The organism is Elusimicrobium minutum Pei191 (assembly GCF_000020145.1).
GTDB classification, from domain to species: Bacteria; Elusimicrobiota; Elusimicrobia; order Elusimicrobiales; family Elusimicrobiaceae; genus Elusimicrobium; species Elusimicrobium minutum.
Window position 1 is genome coordinate 517,190 of record NC_010644.1, and the last position, 21,916, is coordinate 539,105.

Genomic DNA, 21,916 nt, shown 5'->3' on the forward strand with positions numbered 1-21,916 from the left:
TTTTAAATAGGACAATAATATATGAAAAATACCTTTGTTGTACTTGTATCGGCAGTGTTATTTTTGAGCGGCAACATTTGGGCGGCGGAATCCATGGAAATGGTTACCTATTATCCCACGCCTTACGCGTCTTATTCCAATGTTCAGGTTAACGACGCTAAAGTCAATCCTGCGGATGCCGCAGGCGCTAAAGTTAAACTTAAAACAGCAGATATAGGCGTTTTGCAAGTTAATGAAAATTTAACTTCGGATATTAAAAAAGTACAGGCCCAGGCTACAAAAACAGGTAAAAGCGCCGCAGCGACGGGTACATTGCAAGTTGAAGGCGAATACCTTAAAATAGCTTCGGGCGGTATACCGCAGGCGCAGGCTGTAAATATAACAAACTCAGCCACGGGCAATGCTTACGCGGCAAATACAATTATGTTAGGCACGGGAACAGGGGCTAAGGTATTTCCTTACGCTAAGGCTGCTGTACCGGGCGCTTCCAACATGGTATGGAGGAGTATTACTTATTATATTGACCCTTCTGACCCTTCAAAAGGCAAAGACACCAAAACATTTTTAGTTATTGACCAGGGGGATGTTACCGGCGACTGTAAAGAAAGTTACGGAAATTGGATAACAACAACATCTTCCACGGTAGATACATGTAACGGTAAAACTGCCGAACAATATACCTGTGCAGGTACGGCAAAGAGCAATTGCGTTGACGTTTTTTCTTCCATAGTTGATTCGACAACTGATTTCACATATTCCACGCCTGTTTTAAAAGGTTTACAAACGCTGGAAGTTGGACAGCCAAGCGATTCGGCTATATATTTTAATAACGCATGCACTGCTTTGCATTCCTCTATAACAAATGATGGAGACCCTGCCGGCTTAATGACAACGACTTTTCTTAAACTTTACAAAATGCAAGGCGGCACATCTTATGACGATATAACCATTTCAACAAGCGAAGTTTGGAGTAAAATGAAGTCTAAAGGTGCGCAGGCGGCTTGTGAATTGATAGCCGGAGGGAGTATGGCTATGGAAATTCCCACACCGTCTACGGCAAATTCCGTATGCGCCATTTTACAACACCGGGAAACATACATAGGCGGAACCAAAACATATTACGCGGACATTCTTTATTGCCACTACGAAACAAAAAAGACTTCTGTTAAAGAAACGATTTACAAAGCCCGTAACATTACCTGTTGCGCATCGGCTTCATGTTCAGCTCCTCAAGTGGACGTAAACGGAACTTGTAAAACGCCGTGCTCAAATTTTTGGACTACCACAACAGACTGGCGCGGTGTGGTAAAAACAACGTGTAAGTTTGATTTGGATGCTACTCCCAACCTATCGTGCAAATACGAAGAGGACTGCGCGTGCTGTAATGCACCGGACATTTGTAATGCGGACAGAACTATAGTCAGCGCCTCTGCGGTATGTTCGAAATACGGTTCGGGCAGTGCGCAATGTATATGCGCAAACGGCAACCAAAAACAATGCGCAGGAATTATTTATCCAAGCGGTGCGGATGAAACAAAATGCATACAAAGCGGCTATTACTCTCCTTACTGCAGTTGTTCTAATTTTAATGATTATTGGTCTCCTTCCAGGCCTAACTGGCAGGATATGGCTTGCATAGGCCTGCCGGCGAGGTGTACTTCTGAAGGAACAAATGGTTAGCGCGTTAAATTTGATATAAAAGTACCGCCGTTTTTATAACGGCGGTATTTTTTTGCCAAGCCGTAGACTTACCCCCTGCGTATGACGGGTTAGTTTTGTTATTGTGATAAAAACTATTAACATTTTATTTTTTAGAATGAAGGTTTGTTAAAAATTTAATTTAATGCCTTAACGTTACATGGGCGCCGCGCTGCAATAATGGCATATGCCCTTTAGAGAATACGGTAGACGAAAATAATAATTGTAATAGATGTGCGGGCGGGCAGATATACAGTTTTAAAAAGAAAATATACCAATGTCTTGTTAATGCAATATGGAACAACACCTTAAACAAATGCATGGCTTATTAAAGCTTTTGCCTTAATTAAAAACACCTTTGTTTTAAAAACAAAGGTGTTTTTAATTAAGGAGTGTTTTTTTTTGGCTAAAGTTAGCAGTCTTGTGTTTTATTTGCTAAATATGATACAATTTATTAATCTTATAGATACTTTGGGGTGTGTGCCCGGGAGTGAAAGTAAGAAAATTTTAACAAATTTACACCTTAATTTTTTTGCCGCATAAAGCGGTAAAAAATATACAGGGGGAATAAATGATAGCAGAAAATAAAGATTATGTAAAACCGGATGTTAATACGCTGCCTGCGGTTCTTCCGGCGGTTGCGATAAGGGACGTTGTTATGTTCCCCGGTATGTCGCTGCCATTATCCGTAAGCAGGTCCAAAAGCATAGCGGCTATAAACCTTGCGCTTGATTCAAATAAATATGTTGTTGCGGTAGCGCAAAAAGAAGCCGAAGTTGAAGACCCTAAGGCGGAAGATATTTACCGTTTCGGCGTGCTTAGCGAAATTACGCAAAGCCTTAAAATGCCCGACGGCAGCATAAAAGTTTTTTTACAAGGCATTGCCAGGGTTAAAATTGAGCACCTGGATTTTAACAATATCGCCAATTCATGGTTCGCGAGCGTTTTTTACCCCGCGGATGAAAAAGTATCCGGCCCTGAAGTTACCGCGCTTATGCGCCAGCTTCTTGATGAGTTTGAGGAATACGCAACAGTTTCACGCCGCATAGCGGTTGAAGGCGTTTCGTTTTTCAGACAAATTGAGGATCCTTCCCGCCTGGCTGATACCATAGCCAGCAATATTATAGTAAAAACATCCGACAGGCAGGACGTGCTTGAAGCAGTTAACCCTAAAGACAGGCTTGAACTGCTTATAAAAATTTTAGCTAATGAAGTGGAAATAATTTCTTTAGAGGAAAAAATCCATTCAAAAGTACGCGCTCAGATAGAAAAAAACCAAAAAGAATATTATCTTAACGAGCAAATGAAAGCAATTCAAAAAGAGCTTAGCCAAAAAGATGATTTCCAAAAAGAAATTGACGAGCTTCGCTCTAAAATTAAGAAAAACGGTCTTCCCAAAAACGCTAAAGAGTCCGCCGAAAAAGAATTGGACAGGCTTGCCAAAATGGCGCCTTTTTCACCTGAGTCAACTGTTTCACGCACATATTTGGACTGGCTTGTTAACATGCCGTGGAATTCAAGCACCAATGATATTTTGGACCTTAAAAAGGCCAAAGAAGTCATGGACGCCGACCACTACGGTTTAGATAAACCAAAAGAACGTATTTTGGAATATTTGGCTGTAAGCAAACTTACAAACAGCCTTAAAGGCCCTATACTTTGTTTCGCGGGTCCTCCGGGCGTGGGTAAAACATCTTTAGCAAAATCCATAGCAAGCGCAGTGGGCCGCAAGTTTGTGCGCATGTCTTTAGGAGGCGTAAGGGACGAAAGTGAAATAAGAGGCCACCGTAGAACTTACATAGGTTCAATGCCGGGCCGCATTATCCAAGGCATCAGCAAAGCCAAAAGCAATAACCCCGTTTTCCTGCTTGACGAAATAGATAAAATGGGTTCTGACTGGAGGGGCGATCCCGCCGCCGCGCTTTTGGAACTTTTAGATCCCGAGCAAAACAAAGATTTTTCCGATCATTACCTTGACGTTCCATTTGACGTAAGCAAAGTAATGTTTATTACTACGGCAAACTCTTTATCTTCAATACCTGTAACTTTGCGCGACAGGCTTGAGATTATAGACTTTTCGGGTTATACAGAATATGAAAAAGAAGCTATTGCCCAAAATCACCTTATACCCAGGCAGATGAAAGAGCACGGACTTAAAGAAGGTAGTCTTGAAATCGGGCTCCCCGCGGTTAAACTTATTATGCGTGATTATGTGAGGGAAGCCGGCGTAAGAAATTTTGAGCGTGAAATAAGCACAATTTGCCGTAAAGCTGCAAAGATGTATGTTGAAAACTGCGGAAAAACGGTAACCGTAACTAAAGATAATTTGCATGACTTCTTGGGCGTGCCGCGTTATACTAACTTTACCACGGAAGAAAACGGCGTCGGTATATCAACCGGGCTTGCCTGGACAAGCGTAGGAGGGGAAACCCTTTCTATAGAAGCAAGCGAAATATCCGATGGTAAAGGCAGAATTATGCTTACCGGCAAACTTGGCGACGTTATGAAAGAATCCGTTCACGCGGCTTTAACTTACGCGAGGTCAAAAGGTTACGGGAAAGGTATTGATTTTAATAAAACTGACTTTCACATACACTTCCCCGAAGGGGCGGTTCCTAAAGACGGGCCCAGCGCAGGCACGGCGGTAACAACGGCTTTAATAAGCTTGCTTACCAAAAACCCCGTTAAAAAGAACCTTGCCATGACGGGTGAAGTTACAATTACCGGGCGTGTGCTTCCTATAGGCGGAGTTAAGGAAAAGTTTATGGCCGCTTACAGGGAAGGGGTTAAAACCATCCTTTATCCCCACACTAACGAAAAAGACGTTTCGGAAGTGCCGGAGGTTATAAGAAAGCAATTAAAATTAATCCCTGTCAAGCATATGGATGAGATTGTAAAAATAGCTTTTGAAAAAGGGGAGCCTAAATCGTCTTTTAAAAAAAGCAAAACCGCGCCTAAAAAAGAGTCCGCTAAAAAAGCGGCTAAGTCGAAAAAGCCGGCGGTTAAGAAACCGGCTGTCAAAAAAACTAAACAGGTAAAAAAAACCGCTAAGAAAAAGAAATAAGTTTAAGCCCCCGCTAAAACGGGGGCTTTTTTATTTTAATCGTATTTTTTTAATAAAAAAGACGTTTAAACCCCCATAAAATAAGTATAATTTTTATATGAAAAAACATTTTATATTGGTAAATATTCTCTTATCTTTATCTTGCTTTGCGTCCGCCCAAATGGTTTCAACGGGATATACCCGCAAGCCGGAAATAAAACTTAATGAAACGCGTATAAGGAAATCCTCTTTTGAATACGTTAAATCCCCCAAAATTATAGAGGCCTCAAAATTATGCGCGCAAGGCAAATGGGACGAATGTATAAGCGGGCTTGCCAAAATTTCCTCCTCAGGTGAGGGAAACCTTATTTCCGCCGAGGCTGAAACTGAACTTGCTTTTGTACACCTTTCTTTGGGTAACTTGCAAAAAGCGCTTGAACATATTGACGCCGCCCAAATGTTTGATTCTGAAAATCCTTTTATATTTTTAGCTAAATCTTGGATTTTGGTAAGCATGGGCAAATATAAAGAAAGTAAAGAAGAGCTTGAAAGAATGCTGTATCTAACCGCCGATTTTGAATATGTTTACTCCGCCCGTTTGGCAAACGCTATAGCCGGTATGATTAGTAAAGACGGTAAATCCCAGGAACAGTTTGCTTATATTTACTCAACAAACCCGTATCTTATAGGCTTATCGGCATACATGATAGCGCTTGAAAGTTTTAATAAAGGCGGTAAAAAAAATATCCAAACGGCCGAAATCTTTGCCGAGCAGGCTTTAACGCATGATTCTTCCAACTTTCCTGCGGCCAGGCTTTTGGCGGAAATTAAATATCAACAAAAAGATTATGACTCGGCATGGAAATACTACGGCAGTGTTTACGGTAAAGACGTAACTGATAAAAAAGCCGCTAAAAGAATTAAAAAATTATCTAAAAAAGAAATAAAAAACAGGGATTTGTTTATAACTAAATTAGATAAACCTATAGTAAGAAGTTATGAGCAAACGCCTTCCTCCCAACAGCTTAGAATAGCGCTTTTTGCCGACAAAAAATTAAGCCCCGTTAAACTGCAAAGTTTTGAAATTGTAAGCAGCGGCGGGCTTACAGTTTATGACGAAAAACTTGGAGAGGTTTTTAAAAGCGGCGCAGGAATTGTTGAAACAATTTCTTTTATTCCCCAAACCGGCGGACTTATAATTAAAGACAGTTATGGAAACACTAAATTCGCCACAAAAAGAAACATCTCCTTAGTGCCTGAAAAGGGCCGCACAATACTTGTTAAAAATCCGAAAGGGAAAGACCTTTATGAGGCGGATTTCAGCGACAGGGAACTTAAAGGAGTTATAGAAGTTAACCCTTCTGAAGAAGGAATGTTAATAGTTAACACCGCCGTTTTAGAGGATGTGCTTCCCGCTCTTATGGCGCAGGGCGCGTCCTCAATGACGCGCAGGACAGAAGCAATGAAAGCGTTCGCCATTGTTTTACGCAGCCGCCTTGCTAACGCTATTTTTTCAAGAGCGGATGAGCACTATCATATTACCGATATGGAAGAAGGTATGCAGTTTTTAGGCGTTAACATGCAGTCCGATGAGGCCGTAAAAGCGGTTGAAGCCACAAGGCATGTTTATATAACAGATTCTTCGGTTGATTTTTATTCTTCCTGCTTTATATTTAATGAGGAAGGAATTTCTAACAGTGCTTCCGCTAAAAAATTCGCGTATACGCCTTCTAATATCTTTAGATATATAATTTCCAACCCGCCTTTGGATTTGCTGTCCGCGCCGCAGGATGCCACTGAATGGGCAGGAATAAAATGGGCTTATTATTATGACGTGGCCGATATACAAAGGCGCGCCAACTCCATTAAAAAAATAGGAAATATAACAGGCATTGAGGTTTCTTCGGTATCGGATAAAGGCCGTGTAAATCATTTAACAATAAAAGGTAAAAAGGATAATTTGGAAATTAAAGATTATGGTTTGATAACTTATGTTTTGGGCGCCGGTTCAACACGTTCAAACTCTTTTGTTGTAATTCCTTTTTATAAAGGCAAAAAATTTAAAAACATCCTGCTTTTAGGCGTGGATACCGGCAAAGGCAGCGGGTTTTGTCTCGCGGGAGCGGAAGGCCTTGAAAAGAAAGGGGAAACATATTTAAACATTTTAAAATATTATTATCCCGGCTCAGGTTTAGTGGCCGACACTGCGCCTGCGGAAAAAGTTTCCTCCCCAAACGGAAATAAAACTATTAATGAAGAATAGAGATAACAGAGTAAAAATTTTATATATAATTACGCGTTTGGACGCCGGCGGCGCCCAAAAAAGCGTGTTGTATTCCGCCGCCAATCTGTCTAAAAATAAATTTAAAGTTTTCTTAGCGGCAGGACCGGGCGGAGTGCTGGATCCTTTCGCAAAAAAACTTCTTAAAAATAAATATTTTTATATCAATAGCCTTAGGCAGCGCGTTTGCTTTTATAACCTTTTTTATGATTTGGTATCTTTATTTCAAACGGCCTGGCTTATAATAAAAATCAGGCCGCATATAATTCATACAAACTGTCCTAAGGCGGGTGTAGTAGGGCGAGCGGCGGCTTTTTTAACCGCTCCTAAAACAAAGGTTATACACACTTATCATGGCTTAGGTTTTAGCGTCTATGGCGGTATAAAAAGATATTTATTTTATTCTAAAATTGAAAAATATTTTTCTTTTATAACGGACCAGTTGGTTTTTGTATCAAATTCAAATATGCAAGAAGCGCTTACGCTTGGCATAGGCAACGTAAAAAAAAATATTCTTATTTATCCCGGAGCTGAGTTTGAAAAGTTAAAACCATCTTTTGATTATAATGCCAAACTTGAATCGCTGCGTATTCCTAAAGGGGCAAAGGTCATATTAAGCATAGGTAATTTTAAACCTTTAAAAAACGCCCGCGATTTTGTGCTTGTGGCTAAACATGTTTTAAAAAAAATTCCCGGAGCATATTTTCTTTACGCTGGCTGTGGAGGGATGGAAGAACGCAAAGTAAAAACGCTTGCTAAAAAATCAGGACTTAAAAATCATTTGTTTTTTTTAGGAATGCGGCATGATACCCGTGAATTGTTGGCTGTAAGCGATTTGTATGTTTCAACTTCTCTGCGTGAAGGCATGCCTGTTGCTTTGCTTGAAGCTTTGGGCGCGGGCGTGCCGGCTGTTTGTTATGAGGCTGACGGCACCGCCGAGGTTTTGATAAACGGCAAAAACGGTTTTATTTTAGGCCAGCGAAACAAAGAAGGAATGTCAGATAAAATAATTGAGATTTTAAAAAACGATAAAATTTATTTCACTATCAAACAAGGCGTAAAAAGTTTTGATAAAAATCTTTTTAGCGCGGTTTCCACCGTCAGAAAGCAAGAAGAATTGTATAATAAAATACTGCTTAAAAACCCGGGTTCTTAAAAAAACAATATCAACTTTTTATAAAAATAGTATAATATTTATGTAGCTAACTTTTTTAGTTTTTAATTTAAAAAAAGTATGATAAAAAATATTAACCTAAATATTATTCGTATTGCGAAAGAAGTTCGTTCAATTATGAGCGCGCTTTTTTATGTTATGTTTAAACGCAATGCGGAGGCGATAGGTTAATAAAAACAATTTTTTGTTGTTATAAAAACTATAAACCTCCGATAAAAAATCGGAGGTTTTTTATTTTAACGGGCTATTTTTTGGCGGCGGTTTAACTCTTAGTAGACGCTGCCTTGTAAAAAAGACCCATTTTAAGACCTACCGTACGGTAGGTCTTAAGACCCTGGCGACGGAACTACGAAGATACTAAAATTTTATTAATGTATTTTACGAGTGAATTTTAGCGAAACGAGAAAGAATGAAAATAACAGAAACTGTAACCAAAATAATAAGCGCTGTCTTAATAGCAAGCATACTTCAAAGTGTTGTGCCCGCTGAGGTTTATGCGCAGGTACGTGTTGAAAAAAAAGCTACGAACATAAGCACAAAAAATCCAATAATAAATTCCAAGAACATAAAGAACTCCGGCTACATGATAAAGAGCGAAAAAGGATTAATAGGTCGAGAGATAAGTGAGGAGTTGGGGAAGGTATGGGGGAAGAGTTTTGCTGTGGAGAGTGTGAGGGTTGAGAGGGTATATGAAGAAGAGCGTGTAAAGATAGCGATTGAGAGCGGGAGTCGTGAGAGGAGGGTATATGAGGTAATGGGAGAGGATTATTATAAAGCGTTGGAGTATTTTGCCGAGCAGGGGGGTGTTAGGTTGGGATATGGGAACGATGTAGAAGGAGAGAGTGTAGAGGAGGGAGGTTTATTAAACAGTGCGGACAGGGTATACAGTGCGTATAAGAGGACGTTGCAGAACAGTGATTCGAGGAAGGTAGGGAAGGGAGTGATAGAGTTAAGGTATGATTTGATAAGAAAGGATAGCAGGAAGAAGTTGGAGATGGATATAGATGAAGCTACTGGAGCGATGTTAAAGGTATTGGTGGACATATTGTTGTATTCGAAGAGGGGAATACAGGAAAGGTACGCGCCGTTGGTGACGGAGGTATTGGTAGGGATGAGGCGATTAGATTTAGGGGGAAAGACAGCGGGCAGTATGAGGGCATATTATAAAGAGGTATTGGATGTAAAGAAGAGTAAGGGAGTTTGTGAGAGCAGGATTACGGACGGGTATGTGAGGGGTTTGGGGGAGGCGCAGAAGAGTTGTATAGATATAACGAGTGCGATGACGGGGCTTGGGTTGATAGGAGGAGGGGAGGAGGAGATATACAAATTTGGGAAGGAGTATTGGAGTGAGGGGCGGGTATCGTCTGTAATAATGAGCAGGGCGGCGCACGGGTTGATATTAAGCGGAGAAAAGGGGATTGTATTGTTAGGAGAATTGATAAGGGAAACGGTAAGGAGCGGGTATCCTAGGAACGCGGTGAAGTGGGCGTGGGACAAATTTGGGGCTGTATTTACGCCGTCGGAGTATGTTGACGGGTATTATAATCATGTGAGTAAAAAGGCGTTGTATTTGAATGAAGTGACGAGGCGGTTTGAGTATATAGATGAGGAGAAGGCAAGGGAGTGGGGTTTTAGTGTTAGAGATATAAAGATGTGTCAGGAGGTAGAGGTAAAGAGGGGAAGTGATGCGTGTTTAATGATGCCAATGAGGAATGTATTTACGGATATAGGGGAGGATTTGGCGTATTTAGGGGGAGCTGGAGGAAAGCGTGAGATAAGGAAATTATTAAGAGAAGAGCGGAATTTGCATTGGCCGTTTATAGTTGGAGTATTGGGTAGTGGGGCGTATGAAGGGGATGGAGGGGCTAACGAGATAAGGAAGGTGATAGCGGGTACGACGTATATGGATGTGACGTCTGGAACGGACAGGAAGATAAAGGAAGCGGTGGGATTGAAGATAGGAGGGTTTAACGCTGACCAGTTAAAGAGGGCGAGGGAGTATTATAATGAGAAGAGATTAGCGTATGTATTAGATATAGTTGTGATGATAGCGTTGATAGGAAACCTGGCGAAGAGTATGAGCACGTTTAGGGTACCTAGGAGCGTAGAGAACTGTTGGAGGAGTTTGAGGGGGGCAGGGAATGCTGGGAAGGAAGTTTCGGTAAGAGGGGTAAGGAGTGTAAAGGTAGCGGAGCAGGCGGCGGCGATGGAGCGTGTAAATGCGGTAAAGAAGGTTAGCGGTGGGGTAAAGGGGGGAGTGATAGAATTTGGTTTAGAGGGTGTGGGAGGAGAGTTAAAGGTAGTGAAGGGTCGGATAGGAGGGAAGTTAAAGATAAGTCCGGTGTTAGAGGGAACGTTGAAGGTAGAGACGAAGGTAAAGGATTTGGGCTTAAGCGTAGGCGGGTCTGGAGGGGGAGGCACGTTTAGCGCGAGGCCTGTTGTGGGGAAAGGAATAATAGAGGGAGGGAAGGGAATAAGTTTGGAGAGTAAAGTTACCGGTGCGTTTAGAGTTATGGAGGGGAATAAAGTAGCGGGTGGAGTGGTGGAGGGTGAAAAGGTTATTGTTGCTGCGAGAGGAACGGGAAGTGGGGTTGGCAGGATTGGCAGAGTGATGGGTAGGGCGAAGAATAGTTTTGTACATGCGAAGAACAAGGCTGTGGTATACAGTATGATGGTAATGTTGCCAATGGGGAGCATGACGGAGGCTGGAAGCGCGGTAAAGAATATAAGTAATGTAGGGAAGCAGATAAGCGTGATGGCGGAAGCAGGGGGGGTAGGAGTAAGGACGATAGAGGGTGGAAAGTTAATAAGGGGAGTAATCGCGGCTGGCGAGGTAAGCAAAGCAATGAGGAGCGCGGAGGTTGTATCGGGAGTAAGTAAGGGATTGGATAGAGCGGGGAGAATAGGTAAGGCGTCGAAGTTGGGAGGGATTGGAGCAAAGCGAGTAGGTGATACGGCAAAGTTATTTGGGATAGGAAGTATAATAGGAAGGCCGGCAGAGGCGGAGGGAGGCAGCGGGCCGTCGTCTGGAACATTGGAGCGGGTATACGCGCAGTTGGTGGGGGTAAGAGCGCCAGTAAGTAAAGAGGTAAGCACGAAGGAGTTTATCAAGCAAGAGTTGATAAACATGAGCGGGATAGGTTTTGTAGCGATGCTTGCGGAAGAGTTAAAGATAGGAAGGGAGATAAGAAGGGAGTATGGGAAAGAAGGGATAACGGCGGAGAGCATGAAGAAGCAGTGGGCTGCTGTGGAGATGACGAGGGCAGAGGCGGTGTTGGATAGAGCGGTGGAAGAAGGGAGAGAGCTGACGGATTTAGAGAACAGCGCGGTAGCCGGGTATATAAGTAATATACATGTAAACAACCAGGGTTATGTAGAAGGCGAAAAAGGGGAATGGAGTTTGTCAAATACGCCGATAGCGAAGGCTGCGGATGATTATATAAAAAATAAATATGGGTATGAATATAAGCAAGACGTTGAGAGCTATAAGAGGGTAAACGGGGAAGGAAAAGAAGAGACGGTAAGCAGGATAATAAACAAAAGAGTAGAAAAAATAACCCCCGCGCAAGAAGCCTTAGAAGGAACAGCGGCGCATCATGTAACCGGGCAGGTATACTCCTCAGCAAGACCTGTGGTAACAGGAGTCTTAGAACATACCTTAGGATCAGCAAGCGAGGCAGCGGTAAACGCTAAAGCAAGCGCGGCGGAATTTGGGATGCAGGTAAGGCCTATAGTGAAAAACCAGTCTGTTAGTACGATAGCTGCCAGCTTTTTTGGGGTATTGCCCGAGAAATTAAAAGCCGTATTAACCAACACTTTAACATCTGATGAAGCCGAATCATTACAGAACGCGTTAGACTCCGCTTACAATAAAGCCATTTTGGAATTTATTGTAAAACATGGGGACAGCGCCGCCGCGAAAGTCGGTGATAAAACGGTAAGAACTTACCCCGCGTTTCAAATTATATTAGAAAATAATATAAATAACGCTTTTAAAACAGTTAATATAAACAGGACTTCGCTTGAGGCTATAAGGGCGGAGCTTGGGTCTGTTATATTTATAAACGATGCTGAGTTAGCGGCATTAGATAAAGCAGACGTTTTTGACTCTGAACAAAGAAAAATAAACACGCAAGCCGCGCAAAAAGCTTTTGAGCAAAAACAGGCGGATGGCAGCGTTGTAAATATTACGGAAGACGGTTTTGAAATATTAAATCCTGCCACAGATAAAGTGGAATATACAAAAGGGTTTTTAGGAATCGGCAAAAAGCCTAAGATTTCTGTTAACAGTTCAACTAAAGATAATCAACCTTTAAGCATAGAAAATAAAATAGAACAAAAATACCAGGTAAACGCGGCTATAGAAAAACCTGACGGCAGTATTAAAATTTCGGAGCTGCATAGTATTAAGATAAAAGTTATCGCGTCGGTAAAAGATATTATTAAATTTAAGCAGCATATTTACGGAAATTATGTTCCTTTTATTAATAATGAAGGTAACCTGATTTTTTTAAATACCAAAACAGGTAAAAAAGACAGTTCTATTTCTGTTCACGCTACAAACGGAGTTTCTTTTCAATCCATTGCCGAGAAAATAGAAAACGGCGTGGCGTCAACCTCTTTACCTGTGGTGGAAACTTCCATGAGGCATTCCAACTCCTGGACGCTGGCTCTTTATTTAACCTCTATAATTAATGGTTTTATAATTTTGTTCAGCGGTTCAAACGTTATACAGTTTGCCGATAAAATGGATTTATCTAATACGCAGCAGGCTCTTTTTAGCAGCGTTACGTTTATACTTGCCATACCGGTGCCTTATTTAGCTACAATCGCTAAAGCAAAATTAGGCAAAGCAAAAACATTAAAATTAGGCGTTTCGGCCGTCTTACTTGGCGGCGTTATGAGCGCGGCTTTCGGGCTTGGGCATTTTAGCGTTTGGGAAAATGTGGGTTTGCAATACGCGGGGCTTCTTGCTTCGGCTTTCATTACAGGTATAGGAGTGTTTACAACAACGGTAACTACTTCGCCGATAATGTCTAACATAACAGGCGATCCTGATTTGAGAATGAAAAAAACAGCCAGACTGCAAATGCTTATGTCTTTAGGGGTTATGTTGGCTACTACATCCGCATGGATGCTTAGCAAAGCGGGCATTGACCCTACTTCGGCTATACCGTTGCTTGCTATCGGTATGTCAGGCGCTACTCTTGCGGCTTTACATAAGACAAATATTCCCAACTTTAAATATAATGGTTTTACTAAAAACGCCGAAGAAACGGTTGTTAAAGAAAAAGTATCTTTCTCGGAAAAGAAGATTAAAGCCGCCACCGCTTTTAAAAATTTTGTAAACGCTCATAAAACAGCTTTAGGTAATTTTACGCATGGTAATTTTAAACAAGGCGCAGACTCTTTAAAATACGGTTGGAATATTATCTTTAACGATGGTGAAGCGTGGAAGCTTATTCCCAGTGCGTTTTTATTAAACGGCGCGGAAGTTGGATTTATGGTAAGTATGCCTATTATGATTTTAGCTATAATGCCCGGCGCTAATGAACTTGTAAGCGGACTTGCGTTTTTATATTCCTCTGCTCCTTTTATATTGGGAAGACTTACTGCCAAAACCTTAATTAATAAATTTGGCATGTTTGGCAGTAAAATGCTTGCCACAGGCTTAACTGTTGTTGGCGTTACGTCCGCAATAGGAATGGGAATGAGCGCCGGCGTAGTGCCGCTTGTCGCGGCTATAGGTGTTGGGGAATACGGCATATCAAGCTTTTTTGCTTTATTTAATATAGGCCTTGCCGCTACCCCTAAAAGAGAGGCTAAACTTGTTCATTGGATATCAATTTCAACTTTAGGCTGCGCTATTTTCCCGGCTATGTTTGCCGCTATGGCTGACACCGCTAAAATAAGGTATATGGCACAAGGGTTAAGCGAACAACTTGCCAATGTTGAAGCTACCACAACCTTTTATCTTATGGCTCCTTTAGCGTTAATAGGCGTGTCGTTTGCTCTTATGGCGGCCCAAAAAGGCGCGGCAAAAGAATTGATAAACGGTTTTGTGAAAATAGCCAAAAATTTACATGCAGCCCTTTTTGCCACTACGCCCAAAGCATTTGCCAGTGAGAAAGAAAGAACGCAACATGAATCATCAAGAGTAAAATTTTTCTCAAAAAATAAAAAAGACGATACAAGCAAAGGTTCCGGTACTCTTAATTTCGGCGTTAACCCCACGGAACTTGCTAAAGGAATTAAAAAAATATTTACGGTTAATTCCCAGGTTGTGGAAGGAAACGGAAAAGTTATAATACAAGAAAGAAATTTTACACTTGACCTGCCTATACAAGAGGGGGAAGAATTCAGCTATAAAAATTACCAGGAAAGGGTTGCCGTACCTTTTACAATATCACACGCTAATGAAAGCGATGTTATTAATTTTTATAAATTTCTCATGAATCATAAAGCGTATGTAACTAAAGACGGTGAAATAGCTTATGAAAACAGAGTTTCAAAAACACTTAAATCCCATTATGTATTAAATAGCGGAAAACCTTTAAACATAATGCAAAAAATACAAGATATTAAAGAAGGCAAAAATATTACTCCTATAAATATTGATAAAATAAATCCTTCTTCCCAATTCTTAAGTCCTTTATATTTAACATCCGCGCTTATGGCTATGGAGTTTGCGGTTTCGCCTTTGATTACCAACATACAGGAAACCTTAGGATACAGCGATGGTAAAATAACTGTTTTAGTAGCCACTACAACGTTGGCCGCTATTTTCTTGCCCTTCTTTTCTTCTCCGTTCGCGGGTAAATTTGGCAGGAAGACAGCTCTTAACGTGGGGCTTTCCGGTATTTTGATAGGGTCTTTAGCGTCATACCTTTTTGGTTTTGGGAATATAGCTACGCCTTCGGTATTCGGCCCCGCTTTACAGTTTGCGGGCATTCTTCTTTCAATTTTTGCTATAGGCGTTGGTAAGGATTTTATTAATAATTCGGCCGCGCCCATGATGTCTTCCATTACCACGGAAGAAAGAGTAAGGACAAGAAAAAGTATTAATATACAGAAAAGCATGGGGGTAGGTATTACCGTAATGTACGCGGCTCCTATACTTTTTGCACAATATTTTGGCGACGCGACAGGCTCAATACCTTTTATAGGAGTGCCGGCGGCTTTGGCTGGATTAATTTGGCTTAACCTTTCCGGTATACCTAACACGAAAAGTCAGCTTGATACGGAGAAAAAAGTTTCTTTAAAGCAGGAACTTGCGGCAAAATGGAATTATTTTAAAAACGATATCGCTTCAAGAAAAATAGTAGGCGGGCTTACTCTTTTAAACATGGTTGAGGCAGGCTCGGCTATAGTAGGTCCTCTTATATTCGGCCGATTGTATTCCGAAACTACCGCTCAAATGTTTGCTGTGCTTACATATCCGTTGCCATTTTTAGCGGGCAGATTTTTGGCCGACAAAATAATAAACCGCTTTGGCGTTGCCGGGGCAACCGGTTTTGGTTTGGTATCCATTACGGCGGGAAGCGTAGCCAGCATTGCCGTAACCCACGCGGCGCCTTTACTGCTTGTAGCCAGTTTTGCGGTAGTTGAATTTGGTATATCTTTGGTTTTTACCGTAACTTACGGCGCTTTATCAAAAAACAGAGAACGGGAAATAATGACGCTGCCTTTTGTAATAGTTTCCGTGGCGGGTTTTAGCGTAGGCTCTATTTTATGGGGCGGCGTTTCAGACTTTACAAAATACGCGGCGGAAAGTATTTTCGCTTTATCCCCGACGGATGCTTTAAATTTAGGTTCTTTTGTTGGATTTATACTTTTGCCGCCGGTATTAATGTTACCTGTTTTTAAACTTTTTAACCGAAAAGGGATGTTTAAGAAAAATGAGAAATCCGTCCCTATACAAGCCGCGGCATCTTTGCCCGAGGTAGAACAAAAAGCGGCACCATCGCTTTCCTTTTTTGGCAAAATTTTTGCCGCAATAAAGAAATTCTTTTCACCTAAAGACATTATTGATAACAGTTCTTTTTCAATAGGTTTAACAAACAACAAAAAAGAACTTTTAGAAGAACTTAAAAGCTTTTACAATGTTAAGGAAGAGGAAGATGTTTGGCAAAATATAAATAATGATTTCTTTATCCAGTTTCCCCAATATAATTCGGACAAATATATTTTTAGAGGGCTATTTTTTGAAGACAAAAAATATTTTTCCGAAATTAAGGAAAATGGTATGGATATCAATTATGTGCGCCCTAAAACATACCCTGTTTCTGTAGATATGATGCATATGCATCGAGGAGAAGAAACTTCCGGCATGTGTTTCGGTGAAGAACCTTCCGGCGCGGCGTCTTACGCTTTTGGCGCTAATATGTGGAAACGCGGCGGCAAGGGGTATGTGGCGATGATAGTTGTTAAAAAACCCCAAGATATAGTAAATTCCGGCGGAACGCTGCTTTCAAGAAGAAGTATCGGAGCCGAGGAAATTGAAGAAGTTTTAATTTTTGATATTAAAAATAAAAAATGGGTTCCAGTCGAATCGTTAACCGAAATCGGAGAGCCGCTTTCTTTTGCGCGCCAAGAAAATATTTTCGGTTTTGCTTTAGAATATTTGACAGTTTAAAATAAATAATTTTTAAATAAAAAAGTCCTCTTTTTTAAGAGGACTTTTTTGTTATTATCTAATATAAATTTAATATAATAAACTAAGTCTGTTTTAATTTGCGCATATTTAAGAAAAATGTTTAAAGGGTTGGTTATGAAAAAAGAAAACATACAAGACATGGAAAAATGGTATTCGGAAGACGTAGGGGAAATTCTTTCAAAATTACAGGTAACACCGGAAGAAGGGCTTTTTGAGGAAGACGCTAAAATACGCCTTTCGGAATTTGGCGCTAATGTTTTGCCACAGGCAAAAAGGAAAAGCGCATTAGTACGTTTTATTTCCCACTTTAATGATATTTTAGTTTATGTTCTTATTGTGGCGGCTATAGTAACCGCCGTTTTCGGATATTATATTGATACAGCGGTAATACTGCTTGTAGCGTTCGTCAACGCAAGCATAGGCTTTTTTCAGGAAAGTAAGGCCGAACGCGCCATAGAAAACATTAAAAAGATGCTCTCCCCCAAGGCTCAGGTTATCCGCGAGGGCGTAAGATTGGAAATTGACGCTTCAACTCTTACAATAGGGGATATTGTTATTTTAAGCCCAGGCGATAAAGTACCTGCTGATTTAAGGCTTATCAGGGCTGAAAATTTGAAAATAGAAGAATCCGCCTTGACCGGGGAATCTTTACCTACAAATAAGAAACCCGATATGCTTTCCACAGACACTATGTTGGGCGACAGAAAAAACATGGCGTTTTCCAGCACGAGCGTACGTTCGGGTAAAGGGCTTGGCGTGGTTGTAGCCGTAGGGCAAGATACAGAAATAGGTAAAATTAACCAATTACTTTCCGAGGTGGAAAAAGCAACCACTCCGTTAATAAGACAGACGGCCCAGTTTGGTAAATTTGTTTCAACCGTCATAATTGTTGTATCTGTTTTTATTTTCGCGTTCGGCTACTTTTTTAGAGATTATGAAAAAGCGGATCTTTTGCTTTCCGTTATAGGTTTAGCCATAGCCGCGATACCTGAAGGTTTAACGGCTATCTTATCAATTATTCTCGCCATAGGCGTGCAAACCATGGCTAAAAAGAACGCCATTGTGCGCAGTCTTCCTTCTGTGGAAACATTAGGTTCCGTTTCAGTAATTTGTTCTGATAAAACGGGCACTCTTACAAAAAATGAAATGACTGTGCAGACGGTGCAAACGCGCGAACAGGTTTTTGAGGTAACGGGCACGGGCTATTCCCCCGAAGGTGCAATAACTATTGACGGCAAGACGCCTGTTAATTTTAGAGAAAATGTTGTAATGGACACTCTTATTAATTGTTTTAACGTTTGTAATGATTCCGCCTTAGGCAAAGATAAAGACAGGCATTGGAATGTTAAAGGTGACCCTACCGAAGGCGCTCTTATTACGCTTTACCAAAAAGCAGTATTAATAGAGCATAAGAATTTTCCCCGTATTTCCACGGTGCCTTTTGATTCCGAATACAAATATATGGCCACTCTTATAGAATGGGAAAATGATAAAAATATTATTCTTATTAAAGGCGCTCCCGACAGGCTTATGTCCATTGCGGACAAGGAACTTACCCAAAAAGGGGAACAGCCTTTTGATAAACAATTTTGGGAAGATAAAATCAATGAACTTGCTAACAAGGGCCAGCGTATTATAGGCGCGGCCTACAAATTAGTGCCCAGGACAGTAAAGGAAATCCACCACGAGGATATTTATAATGAAGCCAATTCGGAGGGGATAGTGTTTCTCGGCCTTGCCGGTATGATAGACCCGCCCAGGGAAGAAGCTATTGAAGCTATCGAGGTATGCGCAAAAGCGGGTATTACCGTAAAAATGATTACGGGCGACCATGTTGAAACCGCTAAAACAATCGGCAGGCAAATGGGTATAGAGAACAGTGACAAAGCCCTTCAAGGTAAAGATTTAGATCATATGACCGAGGAGGAGTTTGTTTCCGCGGCAAATGAATATAATATTTTTGCAAGAACCAGCCCCGAACATAAACTTAGAATTGTGCACGCGCTGCAGTCTAAAGGTAAAATATGCGCCATGACGGGCGACGGCGTTAACGACGCTCCAGCTTTAAAACAGGCGGACGTGGGCGTTGCTATGGGCATAAAAGGAACGGACGTAACCAAAGACGCCGCGGAAATTGTTTTGGCGGACGATAACTTTGCCACAATAGTATCAGCCGTTAAAGAAGGCCGCAGAGTGTATGATAACCTTAAAAAGAGTATTTTGTTTATCTTGCCGACAAATGGCGCGGAAAGTTTTTTAATTATGGCCAGTATTATCTTTTCAACCGTAAAGCCTTTAACACCGGTGCAGATACTTTGGGTTAACATGATAACCTCTGTCACTATATCTTTGGCTTTAGCTTTTGAAAAAGCCGAGCCGGGTGTTATGAACCGTCCGCCCCGTTCGCCCAAAACACCTTTGTTAGACGCTTATTTTATTTGGAGGATATGTTTCCTTTCCGTATTTATAGGCGGCGGCAGTTTGTTTATGAACGTTGTTCTTTTGGGTTACGGCGTAAGCGAGCAGCTTGTAAGAACTGTTACTCTGCAGACAATTGTTTTGGCGCAAGCTTTCCATTTGTTTAACAGCCGCAATATAAGAGGATTTGCTTTTAATAAGGATTTCTTTGGCAACAAATATGTGTTTATAGTTTGTTTTGTTATGATGTTTCTTCAATTAAGCGTAACTTATATACCTTTTATGAACTCCACGTTCGGCACGGTGCCGCTTGCATTGGGGGATTGGAAGTATCCCTTCATATTCGGTATCATAGTGTTTATTGTTGTTGAAATAGAAAAAGCCGTAATGCGCCAGATTGATAAAATTAAAGCAGCTAAATAAAAATAAGCCCGCCATATGGCGGGCTTATTTTTGTCCCTACGGTAATAAGATTGTTTTTGGCGCGGCGGGTTAGTAAAATGTACTTTTAAACAATAAATATACGTCTGTAAAAGACAATTCCTTTTATACCCAAATTATATTAGAATATATGATATATGAAATTTAAAAATTCTTTTTTAAAGCTTTTTGTTCTTATCCTACTTGCTTTTTTTATAGGCTGCCACCAGGTTTTTAAAAAGCAGGAAGTTATAAGCATGATTGACCAAAGCCAGGACCCTAAAGAGGTTTTTGTCTATAATAATGATCTTTACATTTCCTATTATTACAGCGGCGTATATTTCTTTTTATCGGGGCATTTGCCAAAAGAAGGCAAAACCAATAAAAAATACAAATATTTAGACGTCGAAGTAGTAAAAAAGCTTGAAACTGAAATACCCGCCTCCCAAAAGCGGGAAGTTGTTTTGGTAAAAGGCGTGCTGGAACGCGTTGTTAAAGAAGTTTCAAACGAACTCGCGCCTCGAAAAGCGGGCAACGGCTATTTGCTTTTAACGGACTACAAGGACGTTGTTGTATACCGTGATTTTAACGGTAAAATTGTTATCGCCGCTCCCGGTGATATTCCTAAAGAAATAGAAATGGTTAAAAAAGTAAAAAATACCGTTATAAGGGAATTGGCGCAAAAACACTTTCTTTCTATTTTAAAAGCTGAGTATCCTAATAAGAGAAGGTTACTTGTGGAAGTATCCCAAATTCCGCAGGTGCCCTATTTGTTTTTAGATATGAAAACAGGCTATATGGCCGCTGTAAGAATACCGGACTTATATGAGTTGCAAAAAGATGTATCGCCCGTGGGAATCTCTGTCGGTATGGTGTATTCCTTTTTTATTAAAAGTAATTTTATAGGCATTATAAAAGCGCCGGTTACAAGCGCGCATATTGTTCTTGCCGGCAGCGACGCCTTTATAAAAAATATTTTCTCCCCAAAGGTGCGTAACCTAAAAACTGATTTTGTGCCTTTATATGAAGGCGACGAAATGATGGACCTTGAATCTTTTAATAAGTTTTTAGATAGAAACACACGTAAGGAGATTTATAAAGCCAGAACGACCCTTCTTATAGGAGGGGAGGAATTTTTTGCCCATTTTATAAAAGCGGCGGGCAACGCGCGAAGTTCCATAGACATAAGGCTTTATATTTTTAAAGTTGACCCATACAGCCTAAGCCTTGCTGATATTTTAAAAAACAAATCTAACGAAGGCGTTGAAACAAGGGTGCTGGTTGATGAAATTAACACTGTAATTAATTTAATGAAAGCGCCTAAAATGCCGCATGAGCCTGATTATGTGATGCCAAAAATTAAAAAATATATGACGGAAGATTCTTCGGTTAAATTCCGTACGCATCCTAACATACTTGGCATAGTGGACCATACCAAAGTTATTATTATAGACGATAAACTGGCCTATACCGGCGGTATGAACTTTGGTGAGGAATACCGCTATAAATGGCATGACCTTATGATAGCTTTAGAGGGACCTATAGTACAAAAACTTAAAAATAATTTTAACCATTCGTGGACGTTCTCCGGCCTCGGAGGTGATTTGGGCACCGGCGCTGTTATTGCGAACGAAGAATGTGACGAATGTTTTAAAAATAATTACGACACGGATATGATTGACGTGCGCCCCTTATACACTAAGCCAAGCAGGCCTGATATTTTAAAGGCTCAGTTGGAAGCTATTAAACGCTCTAAAAAAAGGATTTATATACAAAACGCCTATTTTTCGGATAATAGGATAGTAAAAGAACTTATTATGGCAAGAAGGCGCGGCGTTGACGTGCGCGTAATACTTCCTTCTGAAAATGACATTGGTTTAATGCATTCAAATAATAAAGTAAAAGCCAATATTATGTTAAGAAATAATATAAGGGTTTACTTTTATCCGACAATGTCGCATATAAAGGCGGCTATTTATGATAATTGGGCTTGTATCGGGTCGGCCAATTTTGATAAGCTGAGTCTGTTTGTAAACGGTGAAATGAACTTCGGTATAGATGACGCCGCTTTTGTGCAGGAACTTAATGAACGTTTGTTTGAAAAAGATTTTGCCGATTCCGAAGAAATAATCGAGCCTTTTGAACTTACCACGGCGGACTATATTTTGGCGGCGCTTTCTTTGCAGGCTTAAAAGCGGTTTAAATATCTTTTTTAGTAGAATATTT

Annotated in this window: 7 protein-coding genes; all 7 read left to right on the plus strand. The window is 40.8% G+C overall.

Annotated features, from left to right (window positions below; genetic code table 11):
• Positions 1-21: 21 nt before the first annotated feature.
• A complete protein-coding gene (locus EMIN_RS02505) occupies positions 22-1,680 on the plus strand; it encodes a hypothetical protein (RefSeq protein WP_012414655.1) in 1,659 nt (552 codons plus the stop codon).
• A gap of 589 nt (positions 1,681-2,269) precedes the next feature.
• Positions 2,270-4,762, plus strand: coding sequence for an endopeptidase La (lon, locus tag EMIN_RS02510; protein ID WP_012414656.1), 2,493 nt, complete (start codon positions 2,270-2,272; stop codon positions 4,760-4,762).
• 97 nt (positions 4,763-4,859) lie between these two features.
• Positions 4,860-7,004, plus strand: a complete 2,145-nt coding sequence (locus EMIN_RS02515; RefSeq protein ID WP_012414657.1) for a SpoIID/LytB domain-containing protein — start codon at positions 4,860-4,862, stop codon at positions 7,002-7,004.
• Positions 6,994-8,178: a glycosyltransferase gene (locus EMIN_RS02520; protein ID WP_012414658.1), complete on the plus strand. Its 1,185-nt coding sequence runs from the start codon at positions 6,994-6,996 to the stop codon at positions 8,176-8,178. Before EMIN_RS02515 ends, EMIN_RS02520 begins: the two co-directional genes overlap by 11 nt.
• A 427-nt stretch (positions 8,179-8,605) precedes the next feature.
• A complete protein-coding gene (locus tag EMIN_RS02525) occupies positions 8,606-16,831 on the plus strand; it encodes an MFS transporter (RefSeq protein ID WP_012414659.1) in 8,226 nt (2,741 codons plus the stop codon).
• Positions 16,832-16,966: 135 nt separating this feature from the next.
• On the plus strand, positions 16,967-19,693 hold the full coding sequence (locus EMIN_RS02530; protein ID WP_012414660.1) for a cation-transporting P-type ATPase: 2,727 nt from the start codon (positions 16,967-16,969) through the stop codon (positions 19,691-19,693).
• 155 nt (positions 19,694-19,848) lie between these two features.
• The gene (locus EMIN_RS02535) at positions 19,849-21,882 is read left to right on the plus strand and encodes a phospholipase D-like domain-containing protein (RefSeq protein ID WP_012414661.1); all 2,034 of its coding nucleotides are present in this window, start codon (positions 19,849-19,851) and stop codon (positions 21,880-21,882) included.
• The last annotated feature ends 34 nt before the right edge of the window (positions 21,883-21,916 follow it).

What these genes read in the sequence shown, in the direction of transcription:
- EMIN_RS02505 (WP_012414655.1), top strand. Translation starts at nt 22, where the DNA reads ATGAAAAATACCTTTGTTGTACTTGTATCGGCAGTGTTATTTTTGAGC.
- lon (WP_012414656.1), top strand. Translation starts at nt 2,270, where the DNA reads ATGATAGCAGAAAATAAAGATTATGTAAAACCGGATGTTAATACGCTG.
- EMIN_RS02515 (WP_012414657.1), top strand. Translation starts at nt 4,860, where the DNA reads ATGAAAAAACATTTTATATTGGTAAATATTCTCTTATCTTTATCTTGC.
- EMIN_RS02520 (WP_012414658.1), top strand. Translation starts at nt 6,994, where the DNA reads ATGAAGAATAGAGATAACAGAGTAAAAATTTTATATATAATTACGCGT.
- EMIN_RS02525 (WP_012414659.1), top strand. Translation starts at nt 8,606, where the DNA reads ATGAAAATAACAGAAACTGTAACCAAAATAATAAGCGCTGTCTTAATA.
- EMIN_RS02530 (WP_012414660.1), top strand. Translation starts at nt 16,967, where the DNA reads ATGAAAAAAGAAAACATACAAGACATGGAAAAATGGTATTCGGAAGAC.
- EMIN_RS02535 (WP_012414661.1), top strand. Translation starts at nt 19,849, where the DNA reads ATGAAATTTAAAAATTCTTTTTTAAAGCTTTTTGTTCTTATCCTACTT.